Source organism: Paenibacillus suaedae, assembly GCF_032337355.1.
Taxonomy (GTDB): domain Bacteria; phylum Bacillota; class Bacilli; order Paenibacillales; family Paenibacillaceae; genus Paenibacillus_B; species Paenibacillus_B suaedae.
The window spans coordinates 62,997-82,110 of sequence record NZ_JAVYAA010000005.1; the positions used below are offsets into that span (position 1 = coordinate 62,997).

14 protein-coding genes are annotated in these 19,114 nt (G+C 49.1%); 8 read left to right on the forward strand and 6 right to left on the reverse strand.

What is annotated here, in order from left to right; genetic code table 11:
- The first annotated feature begins 203 nt into the window (after positions 1-203).
- Positions 204-1,058 (forward strand): ABC transporter ATP-binding protein, encoded by an 855-nt coding sequence (locus RQP50_RS19795; RefSeq protein WP_315746473.1) that lies wholly within the window; start codon positions 204-206, stop codon positions 1,056-1,058.
- Positions 1,055-1,768 carry an ABC transporter permease gene (locus tag RQP50_RS19800; RefSeq protein ID WP_072729131.1) on the forward strand — a complete coding sequence of 238 codons (714 nt, stop codon included), beginning with the start codon at positions 1,055-1,057 and terminating at the stop codon, positions 1,766-1,768. Before RQP50_RS19795 ends, RQP50_RS19800 begins: the two co-directional genes overlap by 4 nt.
- 133 nt (positions 1,769-1,901) lie before the next feature.
- Here RQP50_RS19800 and RQP50_RS19805 read toward each other — a convergent pair whose 3' ends face one another.
- Positions 1,902-2,765: an MgtC/SapB family protein gene (locus RQP50_RS19805; RefSeq protein ID WP_315746474.1), complete on the reverse strand. Its 864-nt coding sequence runs from the start codon at positions 2,763-2,765 to the stop codon at positions 1,902-1,904.
- 1,193 nt (positions 2,766-3,958) lie between these two features.
- On the opposite strand from RQP50_RS19805, the gene RQP50_RS19810 reads away from it, so the two are divergent.
- Complete coding sequence (locus RQP50_RS19810) at positions 3,959-4,171, forward strand: hypothetical protein (RefSeq protein ID WP_021257275.1); 213 nt, start codon at positions 3,959-3,961, stop codon at positions 4,169-4,171.
- 80 nt (positions 4,172-4,251) lie between these two features.
- On the opposite strand, the gene RQP50_RS19815 is transcribed toward RQP50_RS19810, so the two are convergent.
- Positions 4,252-4,545 carry a YciI family protein gene (locus RQP50_RS19815; RefSeq protein ID WP_315746475.1) on the reverse strand — a complete coding sequence of 98 codons (294 nt, stop codon included), beginning with the start codon at positions 4,543-4,545 and terminating at the stop codon, positions 4,252-4,254.
- Between the two features lie 281 nt (positions 4,546-4,826).
- Here RQP50_RS19815 and RQP50_RS19820 point away from each other — a divergent pair, with 281 nt between their 5' ends.
- From RQP50_RS19820 to RQP50_RS19835, 4 genes are all read left to right on the forward strand, one after another.
- A complete protein-coding gene (locus RQP50_RS19820; protein WP_315746476.1) occupies positions 4,827-6,212 on the forward strand; it encodes a YjiH family protein in 1,386 nt (461 codons plus the stop codon).
- A 283-nt stretch (positions 6,213-6,495) separates the two neighbouring features.
- Complete coding sequence (locus RQP50_RS19825; protein WP_139295328.1) at positions 6,496-7,791, forward strand: MFS transporter; 1,296 nt, start codon at positions 6,496-6,498, stop codon at positions 7,789-7,791.
- Positions 7,792-8,196: 405 nt separating this feature from the next.
- Complete coding sequence (locus RQP50_RS19830; RefSeq protein ID WP_021257279.1) at positions 8,197-9,153, forward strand: tetratricopeptide repeat protein; 957 nt, start codon at positions 8,197-8,199, stop codon at positions 9,151-9,153.
- 473 nt (positions 9,154-9,626) lie between these two features.
- Positions 9,627-10,964: a TrkH family potassium uptake protein gene (locus tag RQP50_RS19835; RefSeq protein ID WP_028533357.1), complete on the forward strand. Its 1,338-nt coding sequence runs from the start codon at positions 9,627-9,629 to the stop codon at positions 10,962-10,964.
- Positions 10,965-11,084: 120 nt separating this feature from the next.
- Here RQP50_RS19835 and RQP50_RS19840 read toward each other — a convergent pair whose 3' ends face one another.
- Complete coding sequence (locus tag RQP50_RS19840) at positions 11,085-12,446, reverse strand: nucleobase:cation symporter-2 family protein (RefSeq protein ID WP_315746477.1); 1,362 nt, start codon at positions 12,444-12,446, stop codon at positions 11,085-11,087.
- Positions 12,447-12,732: 286 nt separating this feature from the next.
- Between RQP50_RS19840 and RQP50_RS19845 the strand changes: the two genes are divergently transcribed.
- Positions 12,733-13,710, forward strand: coding sequence for an aromatic ring-hydroxylating dioxygenase subunit alpha (locus RQP50_RS19845; RefSeq protein ID WP_315746478.1), 978 nt, complete (start codon positions 12,733-12,735; stop codon positions 13,708-13,710).
- Positions 13,711-14,045: 335 nt separating this feature from the next.
- Here RQP50_RS19845 and RQP50_RS19850 read toward each other — a convergent pair whose 3' ends face one another.
- From RQP50_RS19850 to hrpB, 3 genes are all read right to left on the reverse strand, one after another.
- Positions 14,046-15,386 carry a radical SAM/SPASM domain-containing protein gene (locus RQP50_RS19850; RefSeq protein ID WP_315746669.1) on the reverse strand — a complete coding sequence of 447 codons (1,341 nt, stop codon included), beginning with the start codon at positions 15,384-15,386 and terminating at the stop codon, positions 14,046-14,048.
- A 422-nt stretch (positions 15,387-15,808) separates the two neighbouring features.
- On the reverse strand, positions 15,809-16,297 hold the full coding sequence (locus RQP50_RS19855; protein WP_021257284.1) for a CcdC family protein: 489 nt from the start codon (positions 16,295-16,297) through the stop codon (positions 15,809-15,811).
- 156 nt (positions 16,298-16,453) lie between these two features.
- Complete coding sequence (gene hrpB / locus RQP50_RS19860; RefSeq protein WP_315746481.1) at positions 16,454-19,072, reverse strand: ATP-dependent helicase HrpB; 2,619 nt, start codon at positions 19,070-19,072, stop codon at positions 16,454-16,456.
- Positions 19,073-19,114 lie beyond the last annotated feature (42 nt).

Here is a 19,114-nt window from a genome sequence, read left to right on the forward strand (position 1 = left end):
TCCCCCCGCGAAATGCTCCATTCAACCTCTGGAGCACTCTATTCGCGGGGTTTTTGAGGTGATGATCACCCTTTCGCGATACGATAAGGATGTCGACAGGGACGGCAACGCGGCAATGAGCCGACTCAGCCGCAAGCGAATAATAGCGGCACCGGCATTCATATCGTACACAATATCATTTATATAAAGCGAGGGTGACTCACATGGAACCAATTATCGAAGTGAGAGCAATGACCAAGACATTCGGCAATAAGCAAGCCATCAAGCCAATTGACTTCACAATTGAACGCGGTGAAATCTTCGGATTTCTGGGGCCTAGCGGCTCCGGCAAGACGACAACCGTTAAGATACTGACTGGTCAACTGCTTCCTACGTCAGGCACAGCCCGCGTATTTGGCGTAGACATCGCAAAGATGAAGGATTCGCAACGCCAGCAGCATCTGTCTCGCATCGGCATATTAACGGATAACAGTACCTTGTACGATCGGCTCACCATTGAAGACAATCTTGTATTGTTCTGCAAGCTGTATAATGTGCCAACGAGCCGAGTACAGGAAGCGCTGGAGCAGGTTAACTTAACGAATGAACGCAAAACGGCCGTCAAACAGTTGTCCAAAGGGATGAAGCAGCGGGTAACTCTCGCACGTGCCTTGCTCCATAAACCTGATGTTTTGTTCTTAGATGAACCGACATCTGCTCTTGATCCAACAAATACAAAACGAATTCATGAGGCTTTACGCGAACTTAACCGCATGGGCACAACCATTTTCCTGACGACACATGACATGGAAGAAGCAGAATCGCTGTGCGATCGCATTGCATTCCTCCATAATGGATGCATTGCTGCCATGGATACACCTCAGCAGCTGCGGCTAGCCCATATGGATCATGGCATTACGGTTGTTACAACAGATGGAACCCACACCGTTGAGCGCGACGAGAGTGGAGCCAAGCGCATTCATGACTGGATGGCTTCCGGCAAGCTAGTATCGATCCATTCGAACGAACCGACATTAAGTGATATTTTCATTAAAGTGACTGGAGGCGTATTACAATGACATTTTCGATAAATCGTGTATCTGCAATGATTCAGAAGGAATGGAAAGACGCTCTGAAGAATCAAATGCTTTTAATCACTGCCGCTTTGCCGCTTATTTTCGCTTTTATGTTCAGCAAAGGAGAAGCCAGTGATGGCGCCACTCTTCTGATGATGCCAGTTAATATGGCGCTGCTCATGACCTGTTTATTTGTTCAATCTATGATCGTTGCGGAAGAGAAGGAGAAGCATACGCTGCGCGTACTGATGCTGTCCCCTGCCAAGCCGATCGAAGTATTGCTGGGCAAGAGCGCAATCTCCGTATTCTTGACCGTATGTGCGCTTGTCGCAACATTTCTGATTGCAAATACACCAGCTCTTCCGCTTGTCGGTCTTGTTATGCTGATTGTACCAAGTCTGATCATGTATGTAGCATTCGGAACTCTTACCGGTTTGCTTTCCCGTACGATGATGGAAACTTCTTTTGTAGGTATGCCGCTGATGATCATCTTCTTGATGGGGCCAATGTTCAAGTCTATCTTTAATAGCACCCTGGTAAATACGATTGTGGATTACTTGCCAACATCTCAATTGTCAGCAGCAGCCGAGAAACTGTGGGATGGACAAGGAATATCATCCATTTTAATCCATACTGGCATCATCTCCATCTGGATGGCTGCAGCGATTATCATTACATTGATTGTATATCGCAGCAAGCGTTACGACGCATAATGAGCTTGTCCGACAGGAACACCATTATTTCCCGAGAAATATACGGCGTCTTTCTACTCAAGCTGCAACACGAACAGCACAGCCCTGGAAGAGTACACGCTCTCGGCTGTGCTGTCTTTGTGTGATGCAGGTATTACTTGGATTGCTCTTCTACAGATTGACCCTCCTGCTTGCGTTCGAACAAGTCACTAAGACCCCATCTGCTCTTCTCCGTGGTCGATTCATCGATGCCAAAATGCTTCACAGCCCTCACGCACGGCTCAGAAAGCAGCTTCTCCAGCAGCTTATCGATATGCCATGTACGGCATTTCAATGTTGCCTGCAGCAGCACACAGCAATAGCTATCTAGTTCACTTGATTCCTCTAATGGTGGATAGACGGTTGCTCTAGCCTCCGCTCCTCGATCCACAGGTTCAATGGAAATGTCCGATATGGCAATGTTCTGTTCCTTCAGAATAAATAGAACCTTCCCGATATGAAGCGGTCCGTCCGAAATAACAAGCGCAAGCTGCCTTACAGAGGCAGATTTCGAGAAGAGTGAGAATTTCTTCTCCAGCTTGTTCAACATGAATAAGCTGAAGAATGCTGTAAATGCGGTCAGTAGCGCTCCGTAGTAGAAGCCTGCTCCAACCGCCAAGCCTATCGCGGCAACTACCCATAAAGAGGCGGCAGTCGTTAGTCCTGATACGGTCATGCCCGTCCTAAGTATCGTTCCCGCACCAAGAAATCCGATCCCACTAATCACTTGAGCTGCTAGCCGGGCAGGGTCCATGCGTACATTCGTTTCATAAATAAAGCTTGAAAAGCCGTAACTCGACAACATCATAATGAGCGCAGAACCAAGACAAACGAGAATATGCGTACGGAATCCAGCCGCATGCTCCCCAAATTCGCGCTCCAATCCAATTGCTCCGCCCAACACAACGGCAGTGACAACACGCAGGGTAAGCTCCAGCATGCCGATTTGCCATACTTCTGGATGAACGCCTAATTCCATAATTCGTATCAGCCTCATTCGTAGATGCCCGGTTCCAACCGCAGATCAAATAGTGGAGAATGAGTATGGGCACATTGTTATTATTTTTTGTAAGCGCTTCCTGTAAGAGTTTTGTTAACTCCTCTCACCCCCGCACTATATCTGGATGCAGCTTCTCAAGCAATATCCATGTTGAACATCATCGTCTCTTCGAATAAACCTTAGAGTTCCTGCTCCATATAAGTAAGGCGGGAAAATCGAGTATATAATCTGGATTATATGCGCTTGTCACCAAAGTAGAACGAATCGTTTATTATTCTTCATTCGATAAGTGACACTTGAGAGATTATACTCTCACTTACAAAAAATTCTTGTTGTTACCTGTTTAACTGTATTTCGTACTAAAAGTAGAATGCCATACACGATAAAGACATTTACCGCATATAAATCAAGCCTCCATGAACATTCTACTGCATTTCTCCATAAAAAAACTTCACTTGCATGACCTAACGGCTCCTTTGGACCATAAAAAACAAAGGGAACCGGAAATCCTAATTGTTTGACATTATTTCCAATTAGTAATAATAGAATAGGCTAAATCAAGCTAACAACAAAAATATATTTACTTCTCATCAACACAATCTCCTTTTTACCATTGAAATTTACATATACACAAAAAATTAGGAGAGTATTACATGTCTAAAAACTTACTTCATTGTTTTTTCACTAGTACCGATTTTTTCACTGGCAAGTTCTGCGTTTGCTGAAGAAGGAAAAAATGTTTTAACGTTCGAGCAGAAGGAGCAATTGAAGGATATTGAAAAAAAGTATACGGCGATGTTGAAATTTTCTTTCCTGATTCTATTGGATCAGAACAGTTATCCTTGAACTCTACCGATTCTTCGGAAAGAATGAAATTCAATTCCGTAGAAGAACTTGAAGCATTTATCGATGTTTTAAAATCTGAACAAATCGTCGCCTTCCTGGCGATAATTATACGGAATACCTGCAGCTCGTGCTTTTACTATAGCCTATGCAGCTCAGCGCTTCTGCTCTACTGCTCCGCTGTTCGTTATTTCAAATATGTTTCCATTCCCCCCTCCTATTGCTCCTTTCAACCGACAAAAGACACTTTTCAACCGGAATATAAGGAATGGACGTATAGATGCCTATAGAATAAGGGTATCAAATCAATCGAGGGGACGTTGAAACAAATGATGAAGAAGCAAAATGAAAAGAACACTTGGACTTGGAGCGCATTGAAATCGAAGAGAGCATTTTGGTTATATTCCGGAATCGCATTAGGTGCGGTTTTGGGTCATCTTACTAATAATCTGGGTACATTCGTGGCTGTTGGCTTATGTACCGGTGAGGCCATGTGGAAGACGTATCAGAGACAAGTTAGCACACAGCATGCAGAAGGATAAGCTGTACATAAATGAAGCGAGACTGCCGAACACGGCGAACAGTCTCGCTTTTTTAGTGTTATCAGCCCTGCTTAACCGCCTTACTTCTGAAATAAGCGCGCTTGCAGGCTCGGATCTGCCTTCGTAGGACGGAAGGCAATATAGTGATATTCAGCCACGTGATGTACAAAGAAAGGATCCTGCTCGATATAAGAGCGAGCTTCCTCCTCTGTCTGCGCATCAACGACGATAATTCCGCCTGTACGAGGCTCCTTCGGCCCGGATAGCAGAAATACACCCTTCGCATAATGCTCGTCCAAAAACGCACGATGGGCATCCAAATGCACATCCACATCGCTCATCGGCTTCGTATAGCTTAGCTCTACAACATACATGCTTGTACTCCTCCCTGATCTGCTTCATACATAGAAGCAGCCGATGCATCAAGTATTTCGCACGAACCGAATGAAGTCAAGAACTGCTCTGTTGACTCCCGGATACACCTCGCAATGAATGACTTAGAAGGGATTATCAAAACATAGAAAATACAGGTGTGCTGTACCTTATTTTATTGTCACTTTTTGCTAACCATTCAACTCTTGGAATTCAACTCTATTTGTATTAAAGTAAACGATGTTGCATAAATATACCGCACTCCAAGGAGACTTATTCATACATGATAGCTAAGAACGACAACAATCAGCAAGATCCCTTGCATTCCCAGCAATTGAATATGGGTGGTCTGCTGCATTTCGCAATTCCATCCTTGCTCGGATTGTTTCTCTTCGTCATTCCGATTCCATGGAATGGTGAAGTGACCGTACCCATTGCATTTCTGGCCAAGCTCATCGGACAATGGCTTGCGCCGTGGCTCCCGCTTGCCGCCACAGTTATCATTGTATTGGCGTGGCTGGGGACGGCTTATACTTACTTGCGGAAGCCAGCTAATCTGCTGCAACTGCCGTTATGGAAGGCACTGTTCGCCATCTCTCCCTTCTGGTTCGCCGCACGGACGGTAGGCATGGTATTTGCCTTCATCACCTATTTCCAGATTGGACCTGAGTGGATATGGTCGGAGCATACTGGAGGCATGCTGCTTACGAGCTTGATTCCAGGCTTGTTCGTCGTATTTATGCTCGCTGGCTTACTCCTGCCGCTATTGGTTGATTTCGGACTTCTTGAATTTTTCGGTACGCTTATGACCAAGATTATGCGGCCTATCTTCACCTTGCCGGGCCGTTCTTCCATCAACTGCATGGCATCATGGCTTGGCGACGGTACAATCGGAGTCATGATGACAAGCAAACAGTACGAGGCTGGGTACTATACGAAGCGTGAAGCTGCCGTAATCGGCACAACATTCACAGCTGTATCTATAACTTTCAGCTTCATCGTTTTAAGCAACGTGAACCTGGCGCATATGTTTCTTCCGTTCTATGTGACGGTCACATTAGCTGGCATGATTGCAGCCATCATTATGCCGCGCATACCGCCGTTGTCGCGCAAGCCAGACACGTATGCGCCAGGCGCAACCCCAGCAGAGGATGAATCGATCCCATCTGCGTGGAGCCCTAGGCAATGGGGACTTCGTCAAGCGGTAAGCAAGGCACGACAACATGAAGGAGCCGGTTCCTTCATGCGGGAAGGCTGTAAAAATACGATTGACCTATGGATTGGCGTGATTCCCGTTGTTATGGCCATCGGCACCATCGCCGTAGCCATTGCAGAGTATACCCCAATCTTCCAATGGCTCGGCGCACCGTTCATCCCGATTTTGCAGCTGTTGGGACTCCCCGAAGCAGCGGCGGCATCGCAGACGATATTGGTTGGATTCGCGGACATGTTTCTGCCTACGGTGCTGGGTTCCGGCATCGAAAGTGAGATGACCAGGTTCGTCATTGCCGCTCTATCCGTCACGCAGCTCATCTATATGTCTGAGGTAGGTGGATTGCTGTTAGGCTCCAAGCTGCCTGTTAATATGAAGGATCTATTTATTATTTTCCTGCTCCGTACGTTAATTACATTGCCGATTATCGCAATCGCTGCACATCTACTGTTCTGATTGTGAAAATCTAAGATATGGCTCTGTCTTGCGAGATATTTTCTAATTTTCTCCAAGATCAGGGCCATTTTCTATATTGCAACAATGATCAAAAACGATTATCGTTACATCATTCCATCCTTATGACAACGTTCACCTTAGAAATAGATTTTCTCTCATCCTTGAAACTTCATCTTATTAGAACTATGAACCACAAGCTGAGCCGACAAGGCAGCTCTTTCGCCTGATTTCCAATGTCGATCACTGCTCTGCTATGGATTCGCCTCAGGAAAGGAGTTCTTCCATGGACAACAAATCATCTTCATCATCTATTGCAGCATCCTCGCAGGGACACTCGCCATCACGAACGGAGTCCCCAAGCTTGGAGCCAAAAGCACATCTCCAAGCGGACACCATATTCCGCATTCTGCTTGCGATCAGCTTCGTTCACTTGTTCAATGATTCGATTCAGGCTGTTATTCCAGCAATCTTCCCTATCCTCAAGTCATCGATGAATCTTACATACGCCCAGATCGGTTGGATCTCCTTTGCGATTAACGTGACTGCCTCCCTGCTTCAGCCTGTGGTTGGGTATGCTGCGGATCGCAGACCAACACCTGCACTGCTTCCTATCGGCATGTGCTTCACCTTCGCTGGTGTATTGCTGCTTGCCTATGCTCCGAATTATATTCTGGTGCTGCTTGCCGTTGTGCTCGTCGGCTTCGGATCAGCCGCCTTCCATCCAGAAGGGATGAGAGTAGCCCATATGGCTGCCGGCGCCCGCAAAGGGCTGGCTCAATCCATCTTCCAAGTTGGCGGCAATGCAGGGCAATCCCTTGCACCGATGCTGACCAAGTGGATATTCATCCCCTTCGGACAATCAGGCGCACTCGTATTTACATTCGTTGCAGGGGCAGGCATCGCGGTACAAACCTATATTGCACGCTGGTATCGAGCGATGCTCGATAGTGGTTATGCATTCAAGAAGCGGCACCAGGCACGCACGATGGATCCATCGAAGCGCAGCCGTATTCAATCCGCTACGATTATTTTAGTTGTGCTCGTCTTCGCGCGTTCTTGGTACACTGCCGCCATCGGCAGCTATTATTCGTTTTACTTGATGGAAGCCTATCATTTGACGCTCGATGATGCGCAAATTTATATTTTCTTATTCCTCGGAGCAGGGGCAGTGGGAACATTCTTCGGCGGTCCGCTTGCTGATCGTTTTGGAAGACGCAATCTCATTCTAGCATCGATGCTCGGCACTGCTCCCCTTGCCCTTGTACTACCTTATCTGCCGCTGTTCTGGGCCGGTGTTGTGCTCGCGATTACAGGATTCATCCTCTTATCCAGCTTCTCGGTTACCGTCATATACGCGCAGCTGCTGCATCCCGGCAACATCGGAACCGTATCGGGGCTAATTACGGGATTTGCCTTCGGAATGGGCGGGATTGGCGCATTGGCACTTGGTTATTTCATTGATACATGGGGGATTGAAGCTGTAATGATCGTGTGTGGATTTCTCCCCTTAATCGGCCTCCTCACTTGGATGCTGCCAAACGACAACACGCTCCATCAATGGGCAAAAGAAATATCGTAGCATGTCGTTGTCAGCTCCAATGAACAACACACCTCTTATGTCCCAATGCTATCCGGCACTTGATTGAACAGGTGCTGGGTAGCATCGGCTATTCGTGCAAATTCACCCTTGAACCTTCCCCTGCAGCATATCGAATTGAATATTATTAGAAAATGGAAGCCCGCTTCCCCTTGCCCCAGACGCGATGTAGGTCTACAATATTGTCAACTTCACTTGAGGGGTTAATGCCATTCATTGCAGTCTAAGAGACGATGTCCTCCCATAGATAAGTGAAGGAATGAACCCAAAACCGGACACATAACGATGAGGACTGATAAGGTATACACGTCAATCCATCATTTCAACAATCATGGATTTGCAATGCAATACAGACAACAATGGAGTACATCATGGAGGTGATGGAGGATGCCACAAGTAGACAATGAGGAACGAGAACAAGCCACGGTGAATGAACAGCCGAGTGAGACCGCTGAAGAGCAAGCCACAGCTGAGGAAGTAGAGGCTAGAGTCCGTCTCCAAGAGGCGATTCATCACGTGAATGAATTATATCAGAAGCAGAGATACCAAGAAGCACTGGAGGAAGCAATGCGTCTGCAGCAGCAGTATCCAGAGCACCCGACCGTCATGGCGCTGACAGCAGTCGTCCATAAGCCTGTCGCACCCGATCAAGCGCTCTATTGGGCCTCTGAAGCGTTGAAACGCGATACAAGACTGCCTGACGCCTGGCGCGTGCGCATGTCCATCTATTACGAGCGTCAAGAATGGCCAGCCTTCGAGACTGCTGCGAGGCAGCTTGCTGCGGTAACTGAGGAAGATCCTACGCCTCATCTGCTGCTTGCACAGTACCAGCTGCGCAAAGGCGCACTGGATCAAGCGCTCCTGTCGCTGGAACGCAGCATTGACATTGAGCCTGCTGGCATTGCTTACGCTACCTATAGCTATGTACTGGCGCAATTAAAGCGTTATCCAGAATCCCGCGAAGCAGAACGCAATGCATTAGCATGGCAGGAAAGACATTCCTACACGCTTATGCAGCTTGCTTGGGCAGCGGATCAGCGCGGTGAGCCCGAACGCGCCATGCAATTCATGCAAGATGCCATACGTCTTAATCCTGAAGATAATCAGGTAAGAGTAGAATATATGGATGCCCTGCAGAAATCTCACCCTTGGTTCCGCTTCGTATGGTGGCCTGCGCAGATGCTGCAGAAGCTGTCTCCATGGATTTTAGTCATATTATGGGCTGCATTTGCAATTATTCAACCAACATTGCTTATCGCATTTATCGTGCTTCATGTATCGACATATTGGATTAGCCGCGGATTCGTAAATTGGAAGGTATATGGAAAGTTATGGGTGTCTTGAACGGCACCCTACTCTTCTCAAAGTCTCGACAGCATGCCATCCCATCATTTGAGCACATAAGATAACATCCGAACAACGCTCCACACCTAAGTACAAGCTCATAACTCAAGCGGCTCGATTTAAAATGTTAGTCCGAATGCAACCCGGTTCCTCATTTTTCTTTGACTCGATAAGCACTCTCCCAGTGCCTCTCCACAGCGTCAACTTCTCTCCACTTTCCCATTCAGATCTATCACATCTCGACCCCTTATGAACTCACTTAGCCGACTGTTCAACTGCCCTTGCAATGTTCTTTATAAAATAGGAAAATGTTCGTAAATGAAAATCGACCATTTACATCCACTCTGGGGAACGATATACTAGTGAACGTTTTGGAAAATGATCGACCCGAATGATGATCCAACGTACGCAAGATATTGAAACAGGATTCGATCCTTCCTCACTACTTATTTATGGCTAAAGGAGACGTTCACATGACTTCATGGAGAAAACGGACGATGCATTGGACGCCTGCCCGTGTGCTGGTTCTTGGTTTTTTGTCCATTATCACAATTGGGACATGCATCTTGATGCTGCCGATATCATTGGCAGCTGGACACTCCCTTTCCTTCATTGATGCCTTGTTCACCGCTACTTCTGCGGTATGCGTAACCGGTCTGGTTGTTGTTGATATTGGGACAACCTACTCTGCATTTGGACAAGGCGTAATTATATCACTCGTACAAATTGGCGGCATCGGCTTCATGTCCGTGGCCCTGCTCTTCTATCTCATGCTCGGCAAGCGCATTTCCTTGCGGGAGCGACTTATTTTGCAGGAGTCGATCAACGCAAATAGCATGGAAGGCATTGTGCGGACCATTCGCCGCGTGATTATATTTGTTTTTATCATCCAGGGAACAGGAACCATTATACTGACATTGCGCTGGGCATTCGACATGCCGCTGCTGCAATCCTTCTATTACGGACTGTTCCATTCGATCTCCCTGTTCAACAACGGGGGATTCGATCTGTTCGGTTCCAGCTTCCAATTGCATGTTGATGATTTCGTAACGAATGTAGTTGCCATCTTCCTCGTGCTATCTGGCGGACTTGGCTTCATCGTACTTGCAGAATTGTATGAATTTCCGAAATCGCGACGATTGACGCTGCACTCGAAGGTGGTTTTATCCATGACCGGTATTCTGGTCGTCGCAGGAGCTATCTTCATCTTTATCTTCGAGTTCCAAAATGCATACACGCTAGGATCGCTCAATTGGGACGGCAAAATATACGCTTCCTTCTTCCAGTCCATCTCCGCTCGTTCCTCGGGAACGACAACGGTAGATGTGTCTCATATGAAACAGGTCACACAGTTCGGTCTTATTATTCTTATGTTCATCGGCGCTTCTCCAGGCTCTGCGGGCGGCGGGATTAAGACGACGACGTTCGCTATCCTCTTGGCTGCCGTATATGCGATGCTGCGCGGACGCGAAGATGCGGTGCTGTTCCGTCATCGGCTTGCTAAGGATCAGATCATCAAGGCGTTGACGATTATCTTCCTTGCCATCTTCATGGTACTCGGTGTATCTATGCTGCTGGCGATAACGGAAGATCAGCCGTTTATCACCTTGCTCTTCGAGACAGTGTCCGCTGTAGCAACAGTAGGATTGTCTATGGGGCTTACGCCTGAAATGTCGGCATTCGGCAAGTTCGTCATCTGTGCCACCATGTTCATCGGCCGGATTGGTCCAATGACACTCGCCTATGCGCTCGGCAACCGCAAGGAACAGTCTCTGTATCGTTACCCAGAGGGCAAGATCATGATTGGATAGAACAACACAGCAAAAGGCAGCAAGCATCGCTTGCTGCCTTCTTTATTTCTCTGTATATATGACTACTATTGAATTACGCAAAACGTACTTCAGATTGAACCATAAGCACACAAGGTTCTACTAGGCCGTCTGTTCCCCGCCAGAACCCACCACAGTGGATTCCGACATACCTTTCCTCTTGCCGCTTGGGATGACCAAATTCAGAATCAATGCCGCCAGCGCCCCGACAGTAATACCGGAGGACAATACGTATACCGCGAAATCAGGCAGCCCCGTCAAGGCGCCCTCAGGAAGTACAGTTACAGCCATCGTAAGCAGGATTGGCACACCAATAATCATCATCGCACGCTCATCCAAGTCAACGAATTGAATAACCTTCAATCCATTCACGACAATGGCTACACAGACAACACCGAATATGCCGTTAATAACCGGCTCTGGAATGCACGTAATCGCTGCAGACAGCTTCGGCATCAGACCAAGCGCTATCAAGATACCGCCGCCTGCCATAATTGCCATCCGGCTTCCTACGCCTGTAACCGCGATCAGTCCTGCATTGGAAGAATAGCCTGTCATTGGCGTTCCTCCGAACAATGCCCCAACGAAGCAGCCTAGCCCTTCCCCAGCCGCTGCACGGTTCAAGCGCTCATCCGTGAGCTCCTTGCCTGTAATGGAAGAAATAACGAACCACGTTCCAGTTGTTTCAATCAGAATGATGAAGTAGACGAACATCATCGTCATAATCGCACTAAGATTGAATTCAGGCGCACCGAATGGGAAAAAGCTAGGAATCGAAAATGCGTCAGCCTCTGCTACCCGTGAGAAATCAACCTTGCCAAACATGGATGCAAACAGCGTACCCGCGACAATAGCCACAATGACCGAAATGAGGCGCGATACCGTACCCAGCTTCTTCGATTGCCGTCCAAGAAGCATACAAACAATAAGAATCCCCGCCGATACAGCAGCGATGAGGATATTCGTCCACAAGTCGCCTTCTGCGCGATAAATATTGTTCATTCCCGTTGGCATCAAGGAAATACCGACAATCAGTATTACGGTTCCCCCTACCAGCGGCGGAATCATACGGCGTACAGCCTTCGCGAACCATTTCATCGGCATGCCGAGCAGCATCATGAGCAATGCCCCCGGTATTAAGCTCCCTGTCATGGCCCCTAATCCAAGCTTGCTTCCAATCGCCCCCATTGCGCCAATAGGCACATAGGACGGCCCCTGTACGACTGGCAGTCGCAAGCCGAAGCCCGTTTGGATTAAGGTCGCAATTCCTGTTCCGATAAAGCACATTTGAATAAAGAATGATGTGTCAGTTGCATTTAGTGACAGCAAGCCTGCAATAATGATCGGTGCGATGTACAAATCCATAGCCAACACGTGCTGGAGTCCTAATAGAAAGGCCTTCCCGGCGCCAATCTTATCATCCACCCCAACGACAAGCGTGTTCGACTTCGCTGATTGTTCCATGTGTGCTCATTTCCCCCCACGTATGCTGTAACGTTCGTTATGATTTTGATCACACCCTGATTATAGAGGGAACATTTCATTTTGTATAGATAAATTACGAATGTTTATTATTTATATTTAATTATTGTTCGTGTTTTGTGTTGACTCATCCCAATATATTTCCTAAAATAGATGTGTAAACAGCAATAATACGAAGATTTCATGTATTTCATCCAATAGATTAAGAACATTACATTCGGATTCAGCCATGGATACCCGGATCATTAAAAAGGAGACTGTCTACATCATGATCGTAAATGATGCCGTATTGCGTAATGAATGGATTGTTGCTTGCCGTGCACAGGATGTGCAGGAGAAGCCGCTGCAGGTGCTGATAATGGGAGAACGTGTCGTCATTTTCCGTACAGAAGAAGGCGTGCATGCGTTCAAGGATTTGTGTGTGCATCGCGGGGCTGCACTGTCGCTAGGCTGTGTGAAGGATGGGAAGCTTGTCTGTCCGTATCATGCATGGGAGTTCGAGGGCTCCGGCGCTTGTTCACGCATTCCACAGCTGCCAACGGATCAAGCCATTCCGAAGAAGGCGCATGCGATTACGTACGGTTGTGAGGAGCGCTATGGCCTTATTTGGGTCAACCTTGGCAACACGGAGACACCATGGTTCCCATTTGAAGAGTTCGGTGCCGAAGGCTGGCGCAATGTGATATGGGGACCGCAATCCGTAGAAGCCAAGCCGCCGCGCATTGTAGAAAACTTCCTAGATGTTGGTCATCTCGCTGTCGTCCATGAGGGCTACTTAGGCGTAGAAACGCACACAGAGATTGGAGATTACCGGGTTCATCGTGTACCGGAGGGCATCCGTTCCGAGGAGATTGAAGTATTTCAGCCCGATCCAGACGGTTCCGGTCAAGCGAAGAATGTCTATTATACGTACGAGATTGCCCGTCCGCTTACAGTGCAGTTCACGAAGCGCGATAAGGAGACCGGACATCTCATGTCTATTCTGCTTACGGTGCAGCCGAAGGATGCAACGACCTCTGTAGCTTACGGGGTTCTGTCCTTCAGTTATGATCCGGGCCTATCAGACGAAGAGATCGTAAAGTTCCAAGACATGATATTCGCACAGGACAAGCCAATCGTAGAAAATCAGAAACCAGAGGATCTGCCGCTTGATTTGCAAGTCGAGCTGTCACTAAAATGCGACCGTGTCAGCATCGCCTACCGCCAATATCTGAAAGAGCTTGGTGTTGTGTGGGGAACGGCGTAAAGTAACCGGAATGTTGAGATGTCTATCCTTTCATGCCTTGTTGCGATTAATTCTTGTTGCAGGGAAATAGAGAAAAGCCTGGGCGTGGGGTTCCCAGGCTTTTGGCGTTACATACAATCGCAGCATTTCTGCTGTGACAAACATAAGCTTAGACATATGAATATGGATTAGCTCAAGCTTCCAGGTACAGACTTGGACAAGCGTCCAGTCTTGATGGATGTTGTCTTCGCTGCTGGGCGAATCACTTTCACTTTCTTACTCACCTCCTTGCGATCATTGGATGTTCAGCATATGCAAGACCCGCTGTCAGAATGACAAGGCCTAGGTCGCTATAGTTATTGAATAGCTGACATGTGCTCTACAGATTGAAGCCAAATCGTACGCAGCACCTGCTTAATCTGCCGCTTCTCATAGGAGCATGGCCGCTCGCCTGACCGCATCCGATATAAAGGGCAGTGATTGCCCTGACAGGCTGGGCGGAAGAAGCAGGATTGACAGTTCTCATCTGTCTCTTCACCGGAAGTGGTCCAGACGGCCATTTTGTCCATATCGAGCTCTAATGTCCCATCTCCATGAATACACCCTAATTGATTGTTCGCTTGTTCAAGTGCTACCGAGCACTTATACAAATTGCCATCTGATCCGACAATCATCGAGTTCGGCTTCGCCGCATAGCAGACCGCCCCTGTCGGCAGCAAAATGTCCTTAATGAAGGAGCTTACTTGCAAGCCTGCCTGGATGGCTTCTTCATTCAATGCCCATATCTCCTTATCCTTAGTGAGGGCATCACATACCGGGAGCATCAGATCATTCTCTCCCCCCATGCAGCCGACTGGACGGAAGTAGACGGAGAACCGCTTGTCATCGCCGAACAAGTCATGCAGCACAGGGATGAATGCATGAACCGCATCCAGATTACTGTTGTCAAAGTTCACGCGAATGTTAATCTCGAATGGGCGCTTCACCTGTTTAAGCGAGAGCAAATTCGCAATGATGCGCTCATAGGTATCTCCGCCCCCAAATAATCCTCTTCGCGCATTGTGCACTTCAGCAGGGCCATCAACCGTAACCATGTACCGATCAATATGTAAATCTAGCAGTTGTTCGAACAGCTCTCGTGTTAAGTAATATCCATTCGTGGATATTTCCGCTTGATAAGCGACATCGTATTTGTCGCAAACATCGATGAACGCGGTCGACAGCTGCTCGATCACATGCGGAGCAAGCAGCGGCTCGCCCCCATGCCAGCTGATGGTCAAGAAGTTGAGCGTCTTGGCCCGCTGCTCCATATAGGCGATTAATCCCTCTACGATTTCGTCCCGCATATTGCCCCGTGGGAAGTATTCGTAACAGTAGTTGCAGCGGAAGTTGCACGCTTCTGTTACAAGCAGTACCAAATGCATCGCATCAAGCTGGTGCATCGCCTGATGAAGGAACTGTGCGCGCCGCATCTCGTCCGTGTCAGCCGGAACAAGGAAGCCGTGCTCCAATAAATCGCGATAGACGGCATTGTTCGGTTCCACCTCAGCCTGTCCCGGCCGCAGCCAAGACAGCACTCGTGTCTGTTCTTCCGCAGAGAACGAAGCAATTGCTCCAGAATAGCTGTTATATAATACGAGCCCTCCATCATCAACCTTAGTCTGCGCATTGAACCGTGAAGGACGCCATGTCACCATAGGCTGACTAGAAGAAGCCTTGTCAGCTGCATATTGGCTATTGCAATGAGTGGTTGAAGTTGAAGCTCCTTGTGAACAGATAGAGGCGCCCTCATTGTTTTCTGAATTCGGCTCTTGTTTCGCGCAAGCCGCACCCTGATAAGGCTGCTGCATGTTAGATGAGGAAGCTTGCCGAGAAGTATGTTGTGAGTCTTGTTGTGCCATGTCGTAATCCCATCCTTTTTCCTGTTAGCACACGTGCTTCTAGTCCTTCCATGATGACGCTCAGCACACAACAGGACAATGACACCCGTCACGTTCTCGTGGACAGGTATTCAAATCCAGCAACCCTCCGTCCTTCTAACACAATGCAAAAAAGCTGCACCCAACCTTACAATGAAGGCGGGTACAGCTTCTTATTTACCTTAACCTCTCAACAATTCTTACTGCTCCACTCTTTCTGCCATCAGCTTCTTATACTGCATCATCATAGCCAAGCGCCATGGCAGCAGCATGCCGAATGCCAGAATAAAGAACATGGACGCACTCTGTGAGATTGACACATACTGCTCCACAACATCATGCAGAATGAGCCGCAGTACGAGCAATCCAACAATGACGACAATGAACATATTCGATCGCTTCAAATATACTTCCTCGCCAATTCGTTCGAACCGGGATGTGCGAATAAGCGGATAGGCGAAGATCAATGCCCCTGCGAGGAAAGCTCCGATCGCCCATAGCCACGGTATACGCATCGCAGGTATGATGAACATACCGAATCCAGTTGCCATACCGATAGGCGGCATAATTATCTTCTTCATTGAGGTCGGCTTGTTCGCCGCACGCAGACGCAGTACGATTACCCCCGTCCCCGCACACAAGGACACAATCAGTGACATCAACTGTGATGACACGAGTGCATGTGACATGCACCATCACCTCCACTAAGTACAAGCCTATAGTTATCGTTACTACTACCTACTATTCATTAGACCCGTTGGTCATTTCCTGTATGATCTATTATATCGAATTTTACATTCACATACCAATAGCCAGTGAGGGATCTTAACATTGCATACCCAAGTCTATTTCTTATCCGGAGCCGGTCTGGTGCGCCGAGTCGCAATCGCCTCTAGAGGATTATCCGGCCAATAATGTTTGGGATAGCGCCCCTTCAAATCCTTCTTCACGTCAAAATAAGTCGTCGCCCAGAAGCTGGCCAAATCCTGCGTTACCTGTACAGGCCTCTGTGCTGGCGAGAGCAAGTGCATCGTCAGTGCCACTCGTCCGCCCGCAATGCGCGGCGTATCGTGTAGGCCGAATACTTCCTGCAGCCGTACAGCCAGCAGCGGACGATCAGGATCCTGATAATCGACCGCAATGCGCGAGCCACTAGGCACTGCAATATGTGTCGGCGCCTCCTTATCAAGCTGCTGGCGCTGTTCCCACGTTAGCATCGACTCGAAGACCGTCGTAAGGCTAAGCTTGCCAAGTTCATCACGGCTGCGCATACCGTATATATGCGGGCCTAGCCACTCCTCCAAGGTGGCTAAGAGGGCTTCTTCACTGGCATCTGGCCATTCCTCAGGCAGATGCCGATGCATGAATTGGAGCCTCGCCTGCCACTGGTGGGCCGGCTTCGTCCATGGCAGGAGGGCAAGCCCCTCTTGGGCGATGCCTTCCAGCAAGGCATGCTGCACCGCATCTGCATCAGGTGCGCTATGCTGCATATCCTTAAGCGTGAGCGCCCCTAGACGAACGCGTTCCCGAGCTCGAACCGACTGGGTCGTCCGATCCCAAGCAATCAGGTCTTCCCGTGTAAACTCCCTCGCGAAGTAACGCTCCAGCACCGCCCTGCCAAGTGACGCTGCAAGCACAATTCGACCATCGGTGCCAGCATCGTCAAGCTGCACCGCCACAATATAAGGCGACTGTGCCAGCAGGGTTCCGCTTGCAGCAGCTTGCGTAAAGGCCGCGCCACGTCCATTGCGCAGCAAGTAGCGCCCATCTGAACGACGCTCGGCAATCCGATCCGGATAAGCGAAGGCAGCAAGCAAGCTCCATGCATCCTCGTCGGCCAAATCCGCATTGCGCTGTACCTGTTGCTTATCATCCTGTCCCATACGGAAGGCCAGTCTGTACTGCTTCGTCTGCTCATGAATCCGTCGCAGCACACTCTCATCGACATCCCCTTGACGAGAATGACGTAATGGTGAATGTGTTCCTAACGTCAACAGTTCCATGCGCAGTCCTAAATCGGGGTTCAACGCTGCAGGTGTCTGTCCCGCTTGCCCGAATCCCCCCCTTGCGTTAGCACTGGTACCACTATGGCGAATGACATCCCGCTCCTCCAGCAGCGCAGCTAGCGTACATGCTGCTTCTCCCAGTCCAAGCTCCATCCCCTTCACGATCATATGTGCGAAGCGAGGATGAAGCCCCAACTTGGCCAGCGTACGACCGTGCGAAGTCAGTGTGCCGGAATCGGACAGCGCTCCGAGCTGAACGAGCAGTTCTTCCGCTTGTTGCAGTGCTGCAGGAGGCGGCGGAGTCAGCCACTTCAGATCAGATGCCTCCGTCCCCCATGCAGCCAGCTCCAATGCTAACGAGGCGAGATCAGCCACAAGTATCTCCGGCACATGATGTGCAGGGAGCTGTCTCTCTTCTTCTCTCGTCCACAATCGGTAACAGACCCCAGGCCCAAGACGACCCGCACGACCGCGGCGCTGATCGGCTGAGGCACGTGACACCGGAACCGTATCCAGCCGTGTAAGGCCTGTCCGTGGAGAGAAGCGCGGCACACGCATCTGGCCGCTGTCGATCACGATCCGGACTCCTTCCACAGTTAGACTCGTCTCTGCTATGGCAGTAGCCAGCACGATCTTGCGCATCCCATTCGTTGAGGGGCTAATCGCAGCATCCTGTGCAGCCGCTGACAGCTGTCCATATAACGGGGCAATATATGCACGTTCAATCCACCCGTTCTTCGTCAACTCCTGCTCCAGAGCAGTCTGCACGCGCCGAATCTCCCCCGCTCCAGGAAGGAATACCATGATGTCTCCTTCATGACGATGAAGCGCCAGCATAATCGTCCTTACGATACGCGGCTCAAGTAGAGTATCTTCACGCCGTTCAGCATATATCGTCTCGACCGGATAACTGCGACCCTTGCTGACCACTATTGGCGCTCCTCCCAGCATGGCCGCGACTGGTTCTGCCTCAAGCGTCGCCGACATCACGAGGATACGGAGATCCTCGCGCAAGACAGATTGTGATTCGGCGGTGAGGGCCAAGCCGACATCTGCATGCAAATGCCGCTCATGGAATTCATCGAATATAACGAGTCCTATCCCTTCCAAGGAAGGATCCTCTTGGAGCATGCGCGTCAGAATTCCCTCCGTAATGACCTCAATGCGCGTCTTTTCACTTATGCACGTATCCAAACGTACGCGATATCCTACTGTCTCACCGGCCTGCTCACCCAATGCACGAGCCATGTAGCGTGCAGCAGAACGCGCTGCAATACGCCGCGGCTCCAGCATGAGAATCCGCAGTCCTTGGAGCCATGACTCATCCAGCAGCGACAGCGGTACACGGGTCGTCTTCCCCGCACCTGGCTCAGCTACCAATACCACCCCTGCATGGCTGCTCAGCGCCGATTTCAATTCTGGCAATACATCATCTATCGGTAAATGATTCCCGCTCATTTCCATCCTCCATACGATAAAAAAGCTGTCTCATCCATCATA